This window comes from Marinobacter sp. L-46 (genome assembly GCF_056859535.1).
In genome coordinates this window covers 40,096-56,191 of sequence record NZ_JBSXOP010000027.1, presented here as the reverse complement: position 1 = coordinate 56,191, position 16,096 = coordinate 40,096, and the positions used below count along the sequence as shown (strand labels likewise).

The following is a 16,096-nucleotide window of genomic DNA, read 5'->3' as shown; positions in this document are numbered from 1 at the left end:
TTATCAACCAATCTCGGGCCATCGGTTGCTCCCGCTCTTTGCTTCCTGACCTCAAAGTCAGAATCTCACCCAGTTATCGCCTCTTGTTGGCGCAGAGGTGGGCTTGACGGGTATATTGGCGAGCGAAGTCACTGATTCAGGATTAAGTAGTGCCAACTATCCTGCCAGAGGGGGAATGTTTGAAACTAGTCACCATTTGGTGACCACCACGCCCGCGGCTAGCGTTCAAACAGCAGGTCGGTACGGATGATGTATTTAGTGCCCGAAGTGATCTCCGCTGAACTGTGCAAGCAGTGCAGGGGGTGATGGCCGTGGGGAAAGCACAGAACGCCGCCGGCCGGCGTTCGTACATCGGTCTCGCGTACGTTGTCGCTTCGCCTTGCCGGTTTGGTAGGGTCATCTGCATCGACGAGAAAGCGGGTTTCACCACCCTCGAAGTCGTCGCTGAGCAAAATCAGGAACGTCATCTGGCTGAACCGGTCCGGGAAGGCATCCGCAATCAGTCGGTCGTCCACAACTCTGGAGCCGGGCCAGGCACCGTCGATGTGAAACTTGAAGAAATCTCCTTCACGGTAACGATAAAAACGGAAGCGCCGATTGATGCCCAGAGGCTGCTTGTTGCCGAAGAGGTCCAGGTTGTCGGCCACGGCATCGCGCACCCGCTGCCAGATCAGGCGATCGGTCGCTTCATCCACAACCCAAGTCACGTTGTCGTTGTGTCGAACTTCACGAGGCAGTGAGACCGCCGCGTCTTTCAAGTAACCCAGGTTTTCGGTCAGTTCGATGAGGCGGTCACACTCTTCGCGACTAAAGACATTGAGCAACTGATAGGCACCGGGCACTTCCGGAATTTCCCGCCGTGACACCGCCGAGGTCTCACGGCTCTCGTCCAGTTCCGCTGGGTTCGGCACGCTATTTGCCCAAGTCGGTAGCGACGGGTTTTCTGCGCCCGGCTCGCGGGCAACGACGAAAAATGATTCCTGATGCTGTTTCATAGTCACCTCTTAAAAGTTCATGACCCGTACTTGAGCGAATTGGCGATGGCCTGCGGCCGAGCCATGAAAGCCAAAGCCACTCTGTTTGGCGCCAACCCAGGGGCTGCCGCCGGCCCCGCCATTGACTGACACCATGCCGGCCTCCAGCTGGTCAGCTACGGCTGCGGCGCCCCGGCCGCCAAAGACCACCGCTCCCAGGCCGTAGATGGAGTCGTTGGCACGGGCGATGGCGTCTTCGATGGCATCAAATTCAGCCATGGCAACGACCGGTCCAAAGGTCTCTTCGCGCTCAAGGAGCATGTCGGGGGTCATGCCATCGACAACCGTGGGTTGAATAAATGGCGCTGGGTAGTCGGCCTTGCCGAGCAGAAAGCGTGCGCCTTTTGTCTCCGCATCCTTGAGATGTCCCAGCACAAGCTGATGCTGGGTAGTGTTGGCGATCGGGCCTATGTTGACGCCCTGTTGATCCCATGGGCCGACCTGGTAAGCCGATGCAGCCGCTACCACCTGGCGTTTGAATTCCTCGGCAACGGTACGGTCGACATACACTCGCTCGGTTGACGTGCACATTTGCCCGGCATTCTCGAACGAGCTGGCAACGGCAAATCGCGCAGCAGCCGACAGATTGGCGTCTTTCATGACAATCAGGGGATCATTACCACCGAGTTCCATGACCAGGCGTTTAACGCCTTCGGCAGCGTCCGCCATGATGCTGCGACCGGTGGCCATCGACCCGGTAAAGGCGATCATATTGATGTCAGATTTCACCAGCGCCTGACCGACGTCTCCGTGGCCGTGGGCAATTTGAATCAGATGCTCGGGCAGATGGTGCTGTAGTGCGCGAACGAACAGATCTGCAACCAGCGGCGTGTGTTCTGAGGGTTTCAGAATGACGCTGTTGCCCGCCATCAGGGCAGGGAGCAGCAAGTTGTTGGCCATGGCCAGTGGATAGTTCCAGGGTGAAATGACGGCAACAACCCCAAGCGGCCGATACTGGATACGGCTGCGGCCTTCGCCTTGTTCGGTTTGCAGGGCAGCGGCGGCCTCCTCAATGAAATAGGGGGCATTCGTTACAGTACCGGCGACCTCATAGGTCGCCCGGCGTGCGTCCTTACCCATTTCCAGGCTGATCAGTCGGGCGAGTTGATTCTGGGCAGACGCCAGCGCATGGTAAGCATCCCTCAGGCGGGTTGCACGCTCTTCTAGCGAAAACCGGCCCCAGTTCGCCTGCGCGATCCGACTGCGGCCCACAATTTCTGTCAGCTCGGACCGGGAGGTGATTGGCACCTGTCCGACCGGCTCCTGATTCAACGGATTCAATGACACAAGAAATTCGCTCATGGCTTCCTCAACTAAAGGCGATGACTCGCACTTCCAGGCTGTTTCTGTTGCGGGCGTTGTCCGGTGTGTTCACGGGGTCGGCCGCGGTGTGTGGGGTGCCAAATATGCCCTCGGGGTAACGTGAATCGAAGACTTTCAGCAGCAGGGCCTCGCCGGGTTCCATGTCTGACAGGTAGTATCAGCGATGATCCGGGTTGTAGGAGATCCCGGCTATCTCACCGATGCGATCGGGGTACACCAGTTTGATGCGATGAAAGTCATCCGCAGCCACGGTGTTGATGTCCAGAACAGCCAATGGGGATTCCTCGACACGGTGGCCGACAGGCATCCACAGGTTCACCAACCGGTAGGGGCGGTCGCGAAGCTCTGGTCGTTGTTCGGTCTCTTCCAGCATGCGGTGGAGCGCAGACTTCTCGGTGTAGTCGTTGTGAACAGTCTTCACTGGCGCCCGGTTATGGATGGTTTGGTCCTGACGACTGGTTGACCGATAAGTGTGATCAAAGATCAGCACTTCGCTGGCCTTGAGTCGGTCACGGAGGTACTCGATCACCTGCGGATACAAATGTTCGCGAATGGCGTCGTCATTCTGGTAGTCGTCAAAATCAAAGGCGACCCGGACCGCCTCGAAGCCCTGGTCGTCCAGGTTGAAGTCGTTGGCTTGGTTGCGAATGTCTGTGACGTCAATGTGTCGGGTGTCGACGGATTGAGTGAGCTCGGAGGCACCTGGACCCTTGTATCGCTGGTCGTACTCCAGGTCGCCAACGGGCTGGACGTAGTTGATGCTGAACATGGCTCCTCCTCGCGGGTAGGGTTGCTGGATTCTTGGTTTGCCAGCTTAGGGAGTAGCCGATAGGATTTGAAACAAGGATTTGATGTAAGAGGTACAAGTGAACGCTTTAAACCGGGTAGACCTTAAACAGTTACGAACGCTTCAGTGCCTGCTTCGCGAAGGCAACCTGTCCCGTGTGGCGGATCAACTCGGGGTGACCCAGCAGGCGGTCAGTGACCAGCTGAAAAAGCTCCGCGCCACCTTCAATGATCGCCTGTTTATCCGCAGCGGCAATGGCGTTACTCCGACGGCGTATGCCCGAACGTTGGGGCCGAAGCTGGATCTCATCCTGAATGCCGTTGGCGAGTTGCTGGAGCAGGATGAGTTCAATCCCGCAACAACGACGCGGACCATTACCATCAGCTCCACCGATCTGGAGCAGAAAACCATCCTGCCTTTTCTGATGCAGCGCCTGAGAAGGGAAGCGCCGGGTCTGAGGCTGGCGGTGAAAAAACTTGAGCTGGATGAGATGGCAAATGACCTGCTTGATGGCACCGTGGATCTGGTGTTGACCAATCCGAAGTTTGCGCCACCGAGTTATCCGTCGTTAACCCTGTATTCGGAGCGCTATGTCTGTGTGGCAGGGAAGGCCAATGAGGCAGTTCGCAGCACTATGTCGGTTGCCGAGATCGCTGACATGCCCCAGGTAGTGGTGTCGCCTTCGCGGGGAGACTTTACCGGTGCCGTCCATCGCTGGTTTGAAGACCAGGGGCACCCACGGCAAGCCATGCTCTCGGTACCAACTTTCACGGCGGCCAAAGCAACGATTTCTGAGACTGACCTTGTCGGCTTCATCCCGTCGCGATTGCTGCCCGACGACTCGTTGCGGCCGATTGAGCTGAATGCCGAGATCCCCGGATTCGACGTGATCGCCGTGTGGCACCAGCGCTCATCGCAGGACCCTCTGAATATTTGGATTAGGGATTTACTGGTTCAGGTTTCACGCTGATCTGGAGTAGCGCGATCTCCTGAACTCGAAGTCCGAGCTTGAAGCTGATCTAAATCAGCGCCGTATTCTTTTCCGGGTAACGATGCTCTTTAATCTCACCCAAGAGGTGGGCGAACTGTTCGGGCGTGAGCACGCGCGCCTGGCCGGTTGGAGGGGCGCTATTACGGCATTGCCAGCAAAACTTTGTCCAGGGTCAAACTGGAGCTTGCGCGCCGGGTGGGATGTCAGCAGTAATGACACCCCAGGCGGTGAATTTGTCTGATGAGGATATTGCTGATATTTCTGCTTATTACAGCGAACAATAAATTTATTTTTTTAATTCGTATTTAATTTAAAAATATATAAAAGCATTTTTTATACCCTCCCCCAAAAAACTTTAGGGGGAGGGTAAATTTATCAGCCGATTAGATACTTCGCATGGAAGCGAAGGTGCTCCTCAATAAAACTGGCGATGAAGTAGTAGCTGTGGTCGTACCCTTCATGCCGGTTCAGCTCCAGCGGATAGCCACTTTGTTTGGCAGCGGCTTCCAGCATTTCCGGCTTCAACTGCTCGGTCAGGAAGTTGTCCGCTTCGCCTTGGTCCACCAACGCCGGCACAAACTTGCTCGCCTTTTGCATCAGCAAGCTGGCGTCGTACTCAGCCCAGCTGGCGGTGTCTTTACCGAGGTAAGCGCCAAAGGCCTTCTTACCCCACGGGCAATTGACCGGGTTACTGATCGGGCTGAACGCCGAGACGGACTGGAAACGCTCCGGGTTGCGCAGTGCCAGCACCAACGCACCATGCCCGCCCATCGAGTGGCCAAAGATGGAACGCTGATCGCTCACCGGGAACATATCTTCAATCAGTGCCGGTAATTCGTTGAGCACGTAATCGTACATCCGGTAATGCTTGCTCCAGGGTTCCTGAGTCGCATTTACATAGAACCCGGCGCCCTTACCCAAGTCGTAGCCTTCATCATCGGCGACATCGTCCCCGCGCGGGCTGGTGTCCGGGGCAATAATGGCGACACCCAGTTCGGCAGCCATGCGATGCGCACCGGCTTTTTGCATGAAGTTTTCATCGGTACAGGTCAGCCCGGACAACCAATACAGCGCTGGCACCTTTTTGCCATTGGAGGCCTGCGGCGGCAGGTAGATAGCAAACCGCATCGAACAGTTCAGCGTCTCGGAGTGATGACTGTACTGCTTGTGCCAACCACCAAAACTTTTATTACTGCTCAGATTTTCAATAGTCATTGCAACCTCTCAACAAAACGGTCGCCCGTCTGACTGGCAGGCGACCAGATTTCATTACTTGTCGTAGTGAATAACGGTACGGATGCTCTTGCCTTCGTGCATCAGATCAAACGCCTTGTTGATATCTTCCAGCCCCATGGTGTGGGTGATGAAATCGTTCAACTTGAATTCACCTTGCATGTACCGCTCAACGATGCCCGGCAGCTCGGAACGGCCCTTCACGCCACCAAAGGCAGAGCCTTTCCAGACCCGACCGGTCACCAGCTGGAACGGACGCGTGGAAATTTCCTGGCCGGCGCCCGCAACACCGATAACCACCGACTCACCCCAGCCTTTGTGGCAGCATTCCAGTGCTGAACGCATTACATCTACGTTGCCGATGCACTCGAAGGAATAATCCACACCGCCGTCGGTCAGTTCTACGATCACTTCCTGAATCGGCTTGTCGTAATCTTTCGGGTTGATGCAGTCGGTCGCGCCCAACTGGCGGGCCAGCTCAAATTTGCTCTCGTTGATGTCGATAGCAATGATGCGGCTGGCTTTAGCCATGGTGGCACCAATCACCGCCGACAGGCCGATGCCGCCCATACCGAAGATGGCCACGGTAGCGCCCTCTTCTACTTTGGCGGTGTTCATCACCGCACCCATGCCGGTGGTTACGCCACAACCGAGCAAGCACACTTCTTCCAATGGCGCTTCTTTGTTCACTTTTGCCAGAGAAATCTCGGGCAGTACGGTGTACTCGGAGAAGGTTGAGCAACCCATGTAGTGATAGATCGGCTCGCCGTTTAACGAGAAACGAGTGGTGCCGTCTGGCATCAGGCCCTTGCCCTGGGTTTCACGAATCTTCCCGCACAGGTTGGTTTTACCAGAGGTGCAGAATTTACATTCGCCGCACTCAGGGGTGTACAGCGGAATAACGTGGTCACCCACTTTCAGGCTTGTAACGCCTTCGCCTACCGACTCAACAATACCGCCGCCTTCGTGGCCGAGAATGGTCGGGAAAATGCCTTCGGGATCTTCGCCAGACAAGGTAAACGCATCGGTATGACACACACCGCTAGCGATCACCCGGATACGTACTTCGCCAGCTTGAGGCGGCATCACATCCACTTCTTCAATGGACAGAGGTTGTTTCGGGCCCCAGGCGATAGCGGCTTTAGATTTGATGGTCTGAGTCATGTTGTGTGCTCCAGATTTTGTCGGGCTTCGGCAGGTTCTTCTGCCATGTTGATGGGATCATTGTATTATTATTCTTATGATAGATAATCGGCCGATTAAGCAAATCACCTTTACTGTATAGTAACAATGAACCGTATTTTGTTTGCTGGCGGCATTTTGTATCTAAGCTCACCCAAGTCGTAACGCAAGGAACTGAACATGTTTATTTGGGAAGGGGTCAGTGAGTTTGTGGCGGTCGCGGAAGCCGAAAGTTTTACCGCTGCGGCGAAACGATTGGGCATTTCCACAGCTCAGGTGAGCCGGCAGGTCAGCGCACTGGAATCCCGGCTTTCGACCAAACTGCTGTATCGCACCACCCGCAAGGTTTCGGTGACGGAAGCCGGCCAAACCTACTACCAGTATTGCCGCCAGGTACTCGATGGTCTGGAAGAGGCCGAGCAGGCCATGACCAACCTGCAACTTATCCCCAAGGGAAAATTACGGCTGACCGCACCGGTGACCTATGGCGAGAAGGTGATCGCCCCCTTGGTGAACGATTTCATCCTGCGCTACCCGGAGTTGGAGGTGCAGCTGAATCTGACCAACCAGAAGCTGGATCTGGTCGGTGGCGGTTACGATTTGGCGATTCGGCTGGGAAAACTGGAAGATTCATCCATGATGGCCAAGCGGTTGTCGTCACGAACCTTATACGTGTGCGCCTCGCCGGAATACTTATCCACCTATGGTGTGCCGCATTCGCTTTCGGAACTGGACCGGCACAATTGTTTGCAAGGCAATCTGGATTACTGGCGCTTTCAGGACCGAGGTAAGCCCTACAACGTTCGCGTTAAAGGCAACATGAAGTGCGACAGCGGTTGGGCGTTGCTGGACGCGGCCCTGAAAGGCATCGGGATCGTGCAACTTCCCGATTATTACGTTCAGCCGTCATTGGCCTGTGGAAAACTTATGAACTTGCTGGAACATTATCAAGAAGCCGACGATGGAATCTGGGCGATTTATCCACATAACCGGCATTTATCCCCAAAAGTGCGGATGCTGCTGGATTTCCTGGACGAATCGTTAAGTTAAATTCTGTGGGGCAGTAGTTTTGTCAGTTTGTCCAAATGCGCCGTTTGGCCTGCGTCAGTTTCGCGGCGGTCTCCAGCCGTACATATACCAAACGCCTCTGGTCATCCGCCGCGTCGCAACTCCCTGACACCCCGGCCCAGCTTGCGGCGCAACAGGGCCCGCAGGGTCACCCCATCCGAGTACCCGACCTGTGCGGCGACTTGGTCGACGCTCGCGTTTCCGGTGCGCAAGAGATGGACGGCATGCTCCACGCGCAGGTCCTGGAAATACGACAAGGGTGTCTTGCCCAAAACGCTTTGCAGCCGCCGCGCCAAGGTGCGCTCGCTTGTGCCCGCGGCGCTGGCCGCCTCGGCCAGCGAGAACCCCTTCGCGAGCTGACTTCTGGCCCAGCACTCGAAGCGCTCCACCATCGGGTCGGCATGCGCAAGGTGGTCGGGAATCACGAACTCGGCTTGCGAACTGCGTGCCTCGACTAGCAGATAGCGTGCTACTAGGGCCGCCAGCGCCGGACTGCGCCCCCGGATGATGCGTAAGGCCAGGTCGACGTGGGCCAAAGCGGCACCCGCGGTAGTGAAGCGTGTCGAGTTCACGATCATGCGTGACTCGTCCAGCGTGACGTTCGGATAGCGCTGCCGAAACATCGGCCCCAGCCACCATGACGTCGTCGCACGATGCCCATCAAGCAGGCCACTCTCTGCAAGTAAGAAACTACCGGAGCAGGCGGCACCAAGGTGCGCGCCAGCGGTGGACCACAGCTGTAGCGCGGCGACCGCATCGGGCACGTCGGGGCGTGTGAGCCGAGCCGAGAGCGTGTCAGGCATCTTCTCACCAAACGCGGGCACGAGCACGACGTCTGGTTCCGGCACACCACGCGCAGTGACCACGGGGACCGTCAAGCCCTGCGCCGTTAGGATGCGACGCCGCACGCCCACCAGCGTGAGCTCTATGTGCGCGGGAGCCTGTGGCAGCGAGCTCGACATCGCATTGGCCAAGCCCACTGTGTCAGTGAGCGCCGCAAGCCCCAGATCAAACACGCCATCACAAACAAGGATATGAAGTTTCATGGCAATAATGATATCAAAGTTGTCATTTTTGTCTATATAAATGGTTGTCATGAAGACTTAGACTGCAGGCTCGTCGGTGCTCTCACCTAAACCATTTACCCAAAGGATTACAATATGACCAAGCTCGCCCTGTTTGTTCGCCTCGAAGCCAAACCCGGCCAGGAGGCTGCGCTTGCCGACTTCCTGGCCAGCGCACTGCCGCTCGCCAACGCCGAATCCGGCACCACTGCCTGGTTTGCATTGAAGTTTGGCCCTTCGACGTTCGGTGTGTTCGATGCCTTTGCCGATGAGGCAGGTCGCCAGGCACATCTGAACGGCCAGATCGCCGCGGCCTTGATGGCCAACGCCGCGACCTTGCTCAGTTCTCCGCCCAATATCGAGAAGGTCGAACTGCTTGCAGCCAAACTGCCTGCATGACAACCCGGCCTTGACTCAATCAGGTCACGCTGCGTAGGGCCACACGGCCCTACGCAGCCCCCCTCGATTGCCGGGGGGATGTTCGGCGACAATTAGGATGACCAGTTGACGACAATTCTCTTGGCAGCCAGCCTTCTGATTTTAACAAGGTCGATAATACTGATGCCTGTAGTTGCCCCAACTAAACTGAGCACCATCTTGCCAGTTCAGCCCGGTATTCCCCGGTGGCATTTCAGACTCTTGTGCGGGTGGCTGCGATTATAGTCTCAGATCCATTTCGGCAATCTGGCCATCACAGTGGCTGGATCAGGAAGGTCGTACAGGTATACATCGCCCCGCTTAAACGTCTTCACAAAAGCCTCCGCTATGCCGTTACTATGAGGGCTTCGCGCGGGTGTGATATACACCACAAAACCCAGAGCGGATGCGAAGACTCGCGTTTCTTTGGCAATGTGGCAGTTGCCATTATCCGTCAGCCATTCCAGAGATTGTGGCACCCACTTCGACTAGCCGAACCGGTATTTCGGGCTTTCCCGCAGTACTCCTGTTACCTGCCCGCTGAACTGGTGGCTGGATTATCAGGCCACATCTCCAAAGGTCCTGCGCCAGTCACGAGGGCTTACGTGGTGACGTTGCTTGAAATGCTGCCGGAATGACGTTGCTGTGTGGAAGCCGATTCTTTCCGAGATGGCTTCCACAGACAGCGATGTGGTCTCCAGCAGTTCCCGTCCTCGCCGAAGTCGTTCACTCACCAACCACTCCACTACCGTCATGCCGGTGGCTCTCTGGAAATGGCGGGTGAAGGTGCGCCGGCTCATGGCGGTGCGGGCGGCCAGTTCATCGATTGTGTGTGTTTCGGCCAGATGTTCCCGCAGATAGTCAAGTAGTCGGTTGATATGCGCATCCTGAGTGGAAATCGCGACCGGCTGCTCAATGAACTGAGCCTGGCCACCTTCCCGGTGCGGCGGAACAACCATCAGGCGGGCAAGGGTATTGGCGGTCCTGGCACCGTAATACTCCCGCACCAGAAACAGGCAGCAATCCAGCCCCGCCGCTGTGCCAGCGGACGTGACCAGCCGGTCATCCTTCACATAGAGGGCGTTGGTATCCAGATTCACCTGTGGAAACCTATTGAGGAAGTCCTGTTCTGCCAGCCAGTGGGTCGAGGCTCTCTTGTTATCCAGCAAACCCGCATAGGCCAGCGCATAGGTGCCGTAGCAAAGGCCTACCACATGTGCGCCCCGTTCATGGCAGCGGGTGAGAGCCTCCGCCAATTGCGGCGGTGGGGCTTCGCTCAGATCGTGCCAGCCGGGTACTACCGCAATATCAACCGCATCCAATAATTCCAGCCCGCCATCTGGCTGAACGGTCATGGCCCGTTCGGATGTGAGGGGCTGAATTGTGGGTGAAGGATAAGCCCGACTTTCGGTAGCGCCACGGTGTCACTCCTGTGGTTCATTTAACCCGATGATAACTGCTTGGCCCGATTCTTTCGATCATTGTCTTTCAGGTCAATATTGGTGGTGATCACATCTCCGTAGACTTACTCCATCAACGAACACCCTGTTGGAGGATAAATACTATGTTGATCAAAACTTTCGCTGGCGCCCTGATGCTTGCTTCGACTGTTTTTACTGGCGCTGCTTTCGCCGAATCGTATACCCGGGAACCCAGCTACCAGATACAGCAAATCCGCAATGCCACCATCAAGGTTACATACGGAGAGACCACCTTTCTGATTGATCCTATGCTGGCCGAACAAGGAGCTTACCCGGGCTTTCCGGACACTTACCGCAGTGAGCTGCGTAATCCTTTGGTGGGCTAGCCCATGGCCGCTGAGGATGTGATTGAGGGTACCGATGCGGTGATCGTTACCCATACCCACCTGGACCACTGGGACGATGCCGCCCAGAAGCTGTTGCCGAAGAACATTCCCCTGTTTGTGCAGAACGGGGCGGATGCCGAGCTGATCCGCTCACAAGGCTTCAAGGATGTGCGTATTCTGGATGGCGAGGCTGAATTCGGCGGCGTGATACTCCATAAAACCGGCGGCCAACACGGCTCCAATACCCTTTATGCCATTCCCGAGCTGGCCAAGGCGCTCGGTGAAATCATGGGTGTGGTTTTTGAAGCCGAGGGGCAGGAAACCACTTACGTGGTAGGCGATACCGTGTGGCGTGATGAAGTGGTTCAGTCATTGGAGCGCTTTCAGCCGGACGTTGTTGTGTTGAATGCCGGGGCGGCGGAACTGACAGGCTTTGAGGGCGACTCGATCATCATGGGCAAAGAAGATACCCTGCGAGTGCACCGAGCTTTACCAGATGCGGACATTGTCGCCGTGCACATGGATGCGGTGAACCATATGACCCTGAGCCGTGAAGAGCTGGCAGAGTTCGTGGAGAACGAGGGGATTGATGAGCGGGTATTGATCCCGGCGGATGGTGAGATTCTTTCTTTCTGACCAGAACACCCCTGAAACAAATGATCCAATGAGGAACAGTCAAATGAGCAAGCGAGCCGTTATTGTTGTCGATATCCAGAATGAGTACTTTGCCTCCGGCAAACTGCCTCTGGTGAACATTGAACAGGCAGCCGCCAAGGCTGCCCAGGTGATAGATACAGCGCGTCAGAACAAAGACCTGCTGGTGCATGTTCACCATGAGTTTCCGGACCTGAATGCGCCTGTATTCACCCCGGGTACAAACGGCATCAACATCCACGAATCCGTGGCACCAAAAGGTGATGAGCCGGTGATTCTGAAGAATTATCCCAACTCATTCCTGAAAACCAACCTGAAAGAGCTGCTGGATGCCAGCGACATTGAGGAAGTGGTTGTGATCGGTGCCATGAGTCACATGTGCATCGAAGCCACCAGCCGAGCCGCTTCAGATTTTGGCTACAAGGTCACTGTGCTGGAAGATGCTTGCGCCACGATGGACCTGGAGTTCAACGGCGTGAAGGTGCCGGCGGCACAGGTTCATGCCACGGCTATGGCGGCTCTTGGGTTTGCCTATGCGAGTGTCCAGTCCACCCGGGATTACCTGTGAGGATCTTGCTCTTCGTATCTGTCGGGTGGTTGCTCCCGTAAACTGAAGCCGACCGGCCAGAAACATTTCAGCCGGTCGTTTCAGTGGTATCGTTCGGCCCGGATCTATTGCTGGACGGCCTCATATGTTGCGTGCAGATTCCAAAAATCTGAACGTTCGCTTTGCGACCATACCGTGTACCAAAAGCTTGTTCCTTGAGGGCACAAAACATGTTGTGCCGCTGGCCTGGGTTTGGGATCGCGGAGCCAGAGAATGGCTTGGCCAGAAGCGCCGGTCCATCGCCAATGACTCGGTTAGTCTTTTGCCTGTCGAGGCGAGCCTGAGCAAGGGAGCCGAAGGTCCCGACGAATGGCAGCCCCCATTGGGCGAGTGCGGCTATGTAGCTCGCTTCGTTCGGGTGGTAAAGTCATACTATCTGCAGCCTACTGCCCCGGAGTTGGCCTGCTTGTGATTGCGGAGAGTGTGCCATGAAGACAAACGCCCAACCGAAAAAGAACTCCTGGACGGCCTAGATGCCCACACCGCCCATGCTGACGAGCTGGCCGAGCCGCTCCCTCAGGAGCTTACACCTCTGGAACGCCTAAAGGGGACAGTCAAAGGCTACGAGCGACCAACCGATCCGGTTTGGGACGAGTGGTTCGACTCTGAAGGCGTCAGTGACGACTTTGTGGAAGATCGAGAGCAGCCCAAGGATGGACGAACATAATGGCCCTCGATGACGAAAAAACTAGAGGGCATGTGGCTCTCAAAGGCTTTTTTGGTATCTGTCGCGAATGGGACTGCACCCAGAAAGAGATGATGCAGTTGCTCGGCGGTGTGTCCCGGAGCACGCTGGCCAAGTATGAGACGTTGCCACACGTAACGCTCTCGCAGGATACCCTGGAGCGCATCAGCTACATCCTGGGCATCTACGAATCCCTGAGGATCATGTATCCAACGGCCGAACGCGCCAATCGTCGGGTCCGACTGGAAACCAGTGAGCCTCCCTTCCTTGGAGCGTCAGCCCTAGACTTTATGGCGCAAGGCTCCATGAAGCACCTCATGGAAACTCGACGCTACTTTGATGCAAAGCGGGCGGGGTAACCAGCCCCCGTCGACCAAGATTTTGGGCGGTCAGTTTGGTCACTTTTTTGTTTGAGTGGTAGGAAATACGGAGCCAGTTCGAGAGGCTTTCCATGCTAAGGATCACCCGGATCGACCTGAACCCCTTTTTCACCTTGCCGCACCGCACCAGCGGCTCTGCCGGTGTGCCTCTGCATAATCGCCTGCCGTTTTATCGAGCCTATGCCACCGGCCTTCCGAGTTATGTGAAGAGTCTTGTGCTGACCTCTGATCTCCAGGGGCGAGAAGCCGGCAGTCAGAATCGGCTGCTCGGCGTACCTGTGGCTGAGGCACTTTCGGCATTGTCTCGGGAAGGTGTCATTCCGGCTCCCGACGCGGTGTTTCTTTGCGGCGACCTGTACGACTATCCCGACTGCCACAAAAGGGGCGGTACTGGAACGGTAGATGAGGTGTTCCAGGCGTTTTCTGAGGTCACGCCCGAAGTTGTCGGCGTCCTGGGGAACCACGACCAGATGGATCATCCCGAAGCGCTTCCAGATAACACCACCCTTCTGGATGGCGGGGTGGTTAGGGTTTTGGGCAACCTGAACGTCGGTGGCGTCAGCGGTATCGTGGGCAATCCGAATCGCAATCAACGGCGAACCGAGGACGATTTTCTGGCCGCACTGGAGTCGGTGACCGATCAAGCCCCGGATATCCTGCTACTCCATCAAGGCCCAACCGACCCGGAACGGGCGGATCGTCGGGGTGATCCCGGTGTCGCATTGTCACTTGAAACCGGCTTTCAAGGGCTCACCGTGTTCGGCCATACTCGGTGGGGCTGGCCCTGGCTTATTTCACTCGGTGAGGGTCAGGCTTTGAATGTCGATGGGCGGGTCGTGGTGGTTTTGCCGGAGGTTGACGGAGTTTTCGGTTTCAGTGCAAAGGTCAAAATTCCATAGCCGGAAAAAATGTCCTAGAAACCGTGGACACACCATGGACACAATTTGGACACAGGAAAATAAAAAGGCCCTACGCTTTCACGTAAGCCCTTGAAAAATATGGCGCGCCCGAGAGGATTCGAACCTCTGACCTCTGCCTCCGGAGGGCAGCGCTCTATCCAGCTGAGCTACGGGCGCATTCGAAACCGCGAGTTGCTCGTCAATTTCGAGTGCGCAATCTTACGTGCGCAGGGGGCGTCTGTCCAGCCCCCGAGCTCAACTCATCCCTCAGATTTTCGGCATTTTCTGTTCGGGAGTAATACTCACCAGGTTGCTGTCGTTGCTGAAGGTCACTTCTCCGTCCTGTACGGATACCTGAAAGGTCATGGAGCGCTCTGCCAGGGCGGCCAGCTGGCTGGTTTGTTCGGCGGCCAGGTCGACAATGGTCAGGTTGCCAAATCGCTCCAGCTTGTTATGGTGCTTGTCCCACCACACAGGCACGCCGCGCCCGCCGTAGGTGTACAGGATCACCCTTTGTGAGCGGTTGCAGGCTTTGCGAATGCGGTCTTCTTCCGCCAGGCCCAGGTCTATCCAGAGCTCGATTTCATCGCTCAGGGATTTCTGCCACAGCTCTGGTTCGTCGTCGGTGCTCAGGCCTTTGGTAAACTCCAGGGTGTCGCTGGCATTCAGGGCGAAGGCCAGCAGGCGTATCATCATGCGTTCATCGGTCTCTGACGGGTGGCGTGCCACGGTCAGGTGGTGGTCGGCATAATAGTGCCTGTCCATATCGGCAATATGGAGCGTGGCTTTGAAGATGGTGGCTTTCAGTGCCATTGAGCGTCCTGTGGTTTTGGTGGGCAGGGCATTAGTGTAAAGCAATTTCAGCGAGGCGGTGCATAGCGGTATGGTGTTGTTGCGGGGTTTTCTGGTTCTGGTGGTGTTCTTCCTGCTGGGTGAGGCGCTGCGGGTGCTGGCGGGTTTGCCGGTCAGTGGCGGGGTGCTGGGGATGGTGATGGCCACCTTTACCCTGATGCTGCGTGGCCAGGTCAGTGATGAGCTGGCAGAGGCCAGTCGGGGTCTGATTTCGGTGCTGGTACTGCTCATTACACCGGGGGTGGTGGGCGTATTTTTTATTGTCGACCAGTTCTACGGCCACTGGACAACGGTCATTGTCGCCCTGATTGCCGGTACGCTGCTGAGTGTACTGACCACCTTATGGCTGATGAAGAAGGTGTCGGAGAGCAGTGCGGGGGAGAAGAGCCATGAATAATGCCTTTGCCGAACTGCTCTCGGTCTGGACGGCGGGCCCGATGCTTTCCATCGCGCTTACGCTGGCGGCGTTCCTGGTGGCGAATTGGTTGTTTGCCCGCTTCCGTCGGCCGCTGTGGATGCCGCCGGTGCTGATTGCTGCGCTGTTGCTGGCCGCCGTGGTGGCCCTCAGTGGCATCGGCTTTGAAGAGTACGAGCAGGGCGCCCGCTGGCTCACGGTGTTGCTGGGCCCGGCCACCGTGGCGCTTGGGGTGCCCCTGTATCAGCAAATGCACCACATTCGTGCGCTCTGGAAGCCCATCCTGGTGACCTTGCCCCTGGCGGCCACGCTGGCTGCAGTCTATGCCCTGGGGATTGCCTGGTTGATGGGGGCGTCGCCCCTGGTGTTGTCTTCCCTTGCGCCGAAGTCGGTGACAGCACCCATTGCTATGGGCATTGCCGAGCAGCTGGGTGGCTCTGTGTCGCTCACCCTGGGCGGCTTGCTGATTACCGGCGTACTGGCCTCGGTGTTTGTAGACTGGTGTGTCCGCTGGCTCAATATCAAGGACGACCGGATTATCGGTTTCGCACTGGGCCTGAATGGCCATGCTATTGGCACCGCCCGGGCGTTTGAAATCAGCCCGACAGCCGGCGCTTTTTCGTCTTTGGGGATGGGGTTGACCGGGGTGTTTACCGCCTTGTTCCTGCCGTTTACCTTTCCGTTCTAGGAGTTCTGCT

The 16,096-nt window shown here is 56.7% G+C and carries 19 protein-coding genes, 1 tRNA gene and 1 pseudogene; 11 read left to right on the top strand and 10 right to left on the bottom strand.

Features of this window, described 5'->3' with window-relative positions; all coding sequences use genetic code 11:
* Window positions 1-218: 218 nt before the first annotated feature.
* The 3 genes from AC13DJ_RS02515 to AC13DJ_RS02505 all read right to left on the bottom strand — a co-directional run bounded on the left by AC13DJ_RS02515 (window position 219) and on the right by AC13DJ_RS02505 (window position 3,126).
* On the bottom strand, window positions 219-995 hold the full coding sequence (locus tag AC13DJ_RS02515; RefSeq protein WP_482933105.1) for a prolyl hydroxylase family protein: 777 nt from the start codon (window positions 993-995) through the stop codon (window positions 219-221).
* A gap of 9 nt (window positions 996-1,004) precedes the next feature.
* A complete protein-coding gene (locus tag AC13DJ_RS02510) occupies window positions 1,005-2,336 on the bottom strand; it encodes an aldehyde dehydrogenase family protein (RefSeq protein ID WP_482933104.1) in 1,332 nt (443 codons plus the stop codon).
* Between the two features lie 178 nt (window positions 2,337-2,514).
* Window positions 2,515-3,126: a CmcJ/NvfI family oxidoreductase gene (locus AC13DJ_RS02505; RefSeq protein WP_482933103.1), complete on the bottom strand. Its 612-nt coding sequence runs from the start codon at window positions 3,124-3,126 to the stop codon at window positions 2,515-2,517.
* Between the two features lie 97 nt (window positions 3,127-3,223).
* Between AC13DJ_RS02505 and AC13DJ_RS02500 the strand changes: the two genes are divergently transcribed.
* Window positions 3,224-4,114 (top strand): LysR family transcriptional regulator, encoded by an 891-nt coding sequence (locus AC13DJ_RS02500; RefSeq protein WP_126811256.1) that lies wholly within the window; start codon window positions 3,224-3,226, stop codon window positions 4,112-4,114.
* Window positions 4,115-4,510: 396 nt separating this feature from the next.
* Here the strand turns inward: AC13DJ_RS02500 and fghA are convergent, their stop codons facing one another.
* Window positions 4,511-5,350, bottom strand: a complete 840-nt coding sequence (fghA, locus tag AC13DJ_RS02495) for an S-formylglutathione hydrolase (protein ID WP_153740084.1) — start codon at window positions 5,348-5,350, stop codon at window positions 4,511-4,513.
* A gap of 54 nt (window positions 5,351-5,404) precedes the next feature.
* On the bottom strand, window positions 5,405-6,532 hold the full coding sequence (locus tag AC13DJ_RS02490) for an S-(hydroxymethyl)glutathione dehydrogenase/class III alcohol dehydrogenase (protein WP_008175541.1): 1,128 nt from the start codon (window positions 6,530-6,532) through the stop codon (window positions 5,405-5,407).
* Window positions 6,533-6,730: 198 nt separating this feature from the next.
* Here AC13DJ_RS02490 and AC13DJ_RS02485 point away from each other — a divergent pair, with 198 nt between their 5' ends.
* Window positions 6,731-7,600 (top strand): LysR family transcriptional regulator, encoded by an 870-nt coding sequence (locus AC13DJ_RS02485; RefSeq protein ID WP_482933102.1) that lies wholly within the window; start codon window positions 6,731-6,733, stop codon window positions 7,598-7,600.
* A 101-nt stretch (window positions 7,601-7,701) separates the two neighbouring features.
* Here AC13DJ_RS02485 and AC13DJ_RS02480 read toward each other — a convergent pair whose 3' ends face one another.
* Window positions 7,702-8,010 carry a helix-turn-helix domain-containing protein gene (locus AC13DJ_RS02480; protein ID WP_369806812.1) on the bottom strand — a complete coding sequence of 103 codons (309 nt, stop codon included), beginning with the start codon at window positions 8,008-8,010 and terminating at the stop codon, window positions 7,702-7,704.
* Window positions 8,011-8,778: 768 nt separating this feature from the next.
* On the opposite strand from AC13DJ_RS02480, the gene AC13DJ_RS02475 reads away from it, so the two are divergent.
* Window positions 8,779-9,081, top strand: coding sequence for a putative quinol monooxygenase (locus AC13DJ_RS02475; protein ID WP_007182542.1), 303 nt, complete (start codon window positions 8,779-8,781; stop codon window positions 9,079-9,081).
* Between the two features lie 269 nt (window positions 9,082-9,350).
* On the opposite strand, the pseudogene AC13DJ_RS02470 reads toward AC13DJ_RS02475, so the two are convergent.
* Window positions 9,351-9,620, bottom strand: a pseudogene (locus tag AC13DJ_RS02470) (IS3 family transposase); the annotation flags it as partial.
* Window positions 9,621-9,659: 39 nt separating this feature from the next.
* Window positions 9,660-10,454 carry a GlxA family transcriptional regulator gene (locus tag AC13DJ_RS02465; RefSeq protein WP_482933101.1) on the bottom strand — a complete coding sequence of 265 codons (795 nt, stop codon included), beginning with the start codon at window positions 10,452-10,454 and terminating at the stop codon, window positions 9,660-9,662.
* Between the two features lie 209 nt (window positions 10,455-10,663).
* Between AC13DJ_RS02465 and AC13DJ_RS02460 the strand changes: the two genes are divergently transcribed.
* From AC13DJ_RS02460 to AC13DJ_RS02435, 6 genes are all read left to right on the top strand, one after another.
* On the top strand, window positions 10,664-10,906 hold the full coding sequence (locus tag AC13DJ_RS02460; protein ID WP_482933100.1) for a hypothetical protein: 243 nt from the start codon (window positions 10,664-10,666) through the stop codon (window positions 10,904-10,906).
* Between the two features lie 3 nt (window positions 10,907-10,909).
* On the top strand, window positions 10,910-11,542 hold the full coding sequence (locus AC13DJ_RS02455; protein WP_482933099.1) for an MBL fold metallo-hydrolase: 633 nt from the start codon (window positions 10,910-10,912) through the stop codon (window positions 11,540-11,542).
* A 43-nt stretch (window positions 11,543-11,585) separates the two neighbouring features.
* On the top strand, window positions 11,586-12,128 hold the full coding sequence (locus AC13DJ_RS02450) for a cysteine hydrolase family protein (protein ID WP_482933098.1): 543 nt from the start codon (window positions 11,586-11,588) through the stop codon (window positions 12,126-12,128).
* A 460-nt stretch (window positions 12,129-12,588) separates the two neighbouring features.
* Window positions 12,589-12,834, top strand: coding sequence for an AbrB/MazE/SpoVT family DNA-binding domain-containing protein (locus AC13DJ_RS02445; protein ID WP_482933106.1), 246 nt, complete (start codon window positions 12,589-12,591; stop codon window positions 12,832-12,834).
* A complete protein-coding gene (locus AC13DJ_RS02440) occupies window positions 12,834-13,211 on the top strand; it encodes an antitoxin Xre-like helix-turn-helix domain-containing protein (RefSeq protein WP_482933097.1) in 378 nt (125 codons plus the stop codon). The genes AC13DJ_RS02445 and AC13DJ_RS02440 overlap by 1 nt, the downstream gene beginning before the upstream one ends.
* Window positions 13,212-13,303: 92 nt before the next feature.
* Window positions 13,304-14,131 (top strand): metallophosphoesterase family protein, encoded by an 828-nt coding sequence (locus AC13DJ_RS02435; protein ID WP_482933096.1) that lies wholly within the window; start codon window positions 13,304-13,306, stop codon window positions 14,129-14,131.
* A gap of 100 nt (window positions 14,132-14,231) precedes the next feature.
* Here AC13DJ_RS02435 and AC13DJ_RS02430 read toward each other — a convergent pair.
* Together AC13DJ_RS02430 and AC13DJ_RS02425 are read right to left on the bottom strand one after the other, a co-directional pair.
* Window positions 14,232-14,308 (bottom strand) — tRNA-Arg (locus AC13DJ_RS02430).
* Window positions 14,309-14,398: 90 nt separating this feature from the next.
* Window positions 14,399-14,944 (bottom strand): YaeQ family protein, encoded by a 546-nt coding sequence (locus AC13DJ_RS02425; protein WP_482933095.1) that lies wholly within the window; start codon window positions 14,942-14,944, stop codon window positions 14,399-14,401.
* A 70-nt stretch (window positions 14,945-15,014) separates the two neighbouring features.
* On the opposite strand from AC13DJ_RS02425, the gene AC13DJ_RS02420 reads away from it, so the two are divergent.
* Window positions 15,015-15,380 (top strand): CidA/LrgA family protein, encoded by a 366-nt coding sequence (locus AC13DJ_RS02420; protein WP_022989536.1) that lies wholly within the window; start codon window positions 15,015-15,017, stop codon window positions 15,378-15,380.
* Window positions 15,373-16,086, top strand: a complete 714-nt coding sequence (locus tag AC13DJ_RS02415) for an LrgB family protein (RefSeq protein ID WP_273133156.1) — start codon at window positions 15,373-15,375, stop codon at window positions 16,084-16,086. Before AC13DJ_RS02420 ends, AC13DJ_RS02415 begins: the two co-directional genes overlap by 8 nt.
* Window positions 16,087-16,096 lie beyond the last annotated feature (10 nt).

Excerpts from the sequence above, each read along its gene's own strand:
- AC13DJ_RS02515 (WP_482933105.1), bottom strand. The coding sequence starts at position 995 with ATGAAACAGCATCAGGAATCATTTTTCGTCGTTGCCCGCGAGCCGGGC.
- AC13DJ_RS02510 (WP_482933104.1), bottom strand. The coding sequence starts at position 2,336 with ATGAGCGAATTTCTTGTGTCATTGAATCCGTTGAATCAGGAGCCGGTC.
- AC13DJ_RS02505 (WP_482933103.1), bottom strand. The coding sequence starts at position 3,126 with ATGTTCAGCATCAACTACGTCCAGCCCGTTGGCGACCTGGAGTACGAC.
- fghA (WP_153740084.1), bottom strand. The coding sequence starts at position 5,350 with ATGACTATTGAAAATCTGAGCAGTAATAAAAGTTTTGGTGGTTGGCAC.
- AC13DJ_RS02490 (WP_008175541.1), bottom strand. The coding sequence starts at position 6,532 with ATGACTCAGACCATCAAATCTAAAGCCGCTATCGCCTGGGGCCCGAAA.
- AC13DJ_RS02485 (WP_482933102.1), top strand. The coding sequence starts at position 6,731 with ATGTTTATTTGGGAAGGGGTCAGTGAGTTTGTGGCGGTCGCGGAAGCC.
- AC13DJ_RS02480 (WP_369806812.1), bottom strand. The coding sequence starts at position 8,010 with ATGGTGGAGCGCTTCGAGTGCTGGGCCAGAAGTCAGCTCGCGAAGGGG.
- AC13DJ_RS02475 (WP_007182542.1), top strand. The coding sequence starts at position 8,779 with ATGACCAAGCTCGCCCTGTTTGTTCGCCTCGAAGCCAAACCCGGCCAG.
- AC13DJ_RS02465 (WP_482933101.1), bottom strand. The coding sequence starts at position 10,454 with ATGACCGTTCAGCCAGATGGCGGGCTGGAATTATTGGATGCGGTTGAT.
- AC13DJ_RS02460 (WP_482933100.1), top strand. The coding sequence starts at position 10,664 with ATGTTGATCAAAACTTTCGCTGGCGCCCTGATGCTTGCTTCGACTGTT.
- AC13DJ_RS02455 (WP_482933099.1), top strand. The coding sequence starts at position 10,910 with ATGGCCGCTGAGGATGTGATTGAGGGTACCGATGCGGTGATCGTTACC.
- AC13DJ_RS02450 (WP_482933098.1), top strand. The coding sequence starts at position 11,586 with ATGAGCAAGCGAGCCGTTATTGTTGTCGATATCCAGAATGAGTACTTT.
- AC13DJ_RS02440 (WP_482933097.1), top strand. The coding sequence starts at position 12,834 with ATGGCCCTCGATGACGAAAAAACTAGAGGGCATGTGGCTCTCAAAGGC.
- AC13DJ_RS02435 (WP_482933096.1), top strand. The coding sequence starts at position 13,304 with ATGCTAAGGATCACCCGGATCGACCTGAACCCCTTTTTCACCTTGCCG.
- AC13DJ_RS02425 (WP_482933095.1), bottom strand. The coding sequence starts at position 14,944 with ATGGCACTGAAAGCCACCATCTTCAAAGCCACGCTCCATATTGCCGAT.
- AC13DJ_RS02420 (WP_022989536.1), top strand. The coding sequence starts at position 15,015 with ATGGTGTTGTTGCGGGGTTTTCTGGTTCTGGTGGTGTTCTTCCTGCTG.
- AC13DJ_RS02415 (WP_273133156.1), top strand. The coding sequence starts at position 15,373 with ATGAATAATGCCTTTGCCGAACTGCTCTCGGTCTGGACGGCGGGCCCG.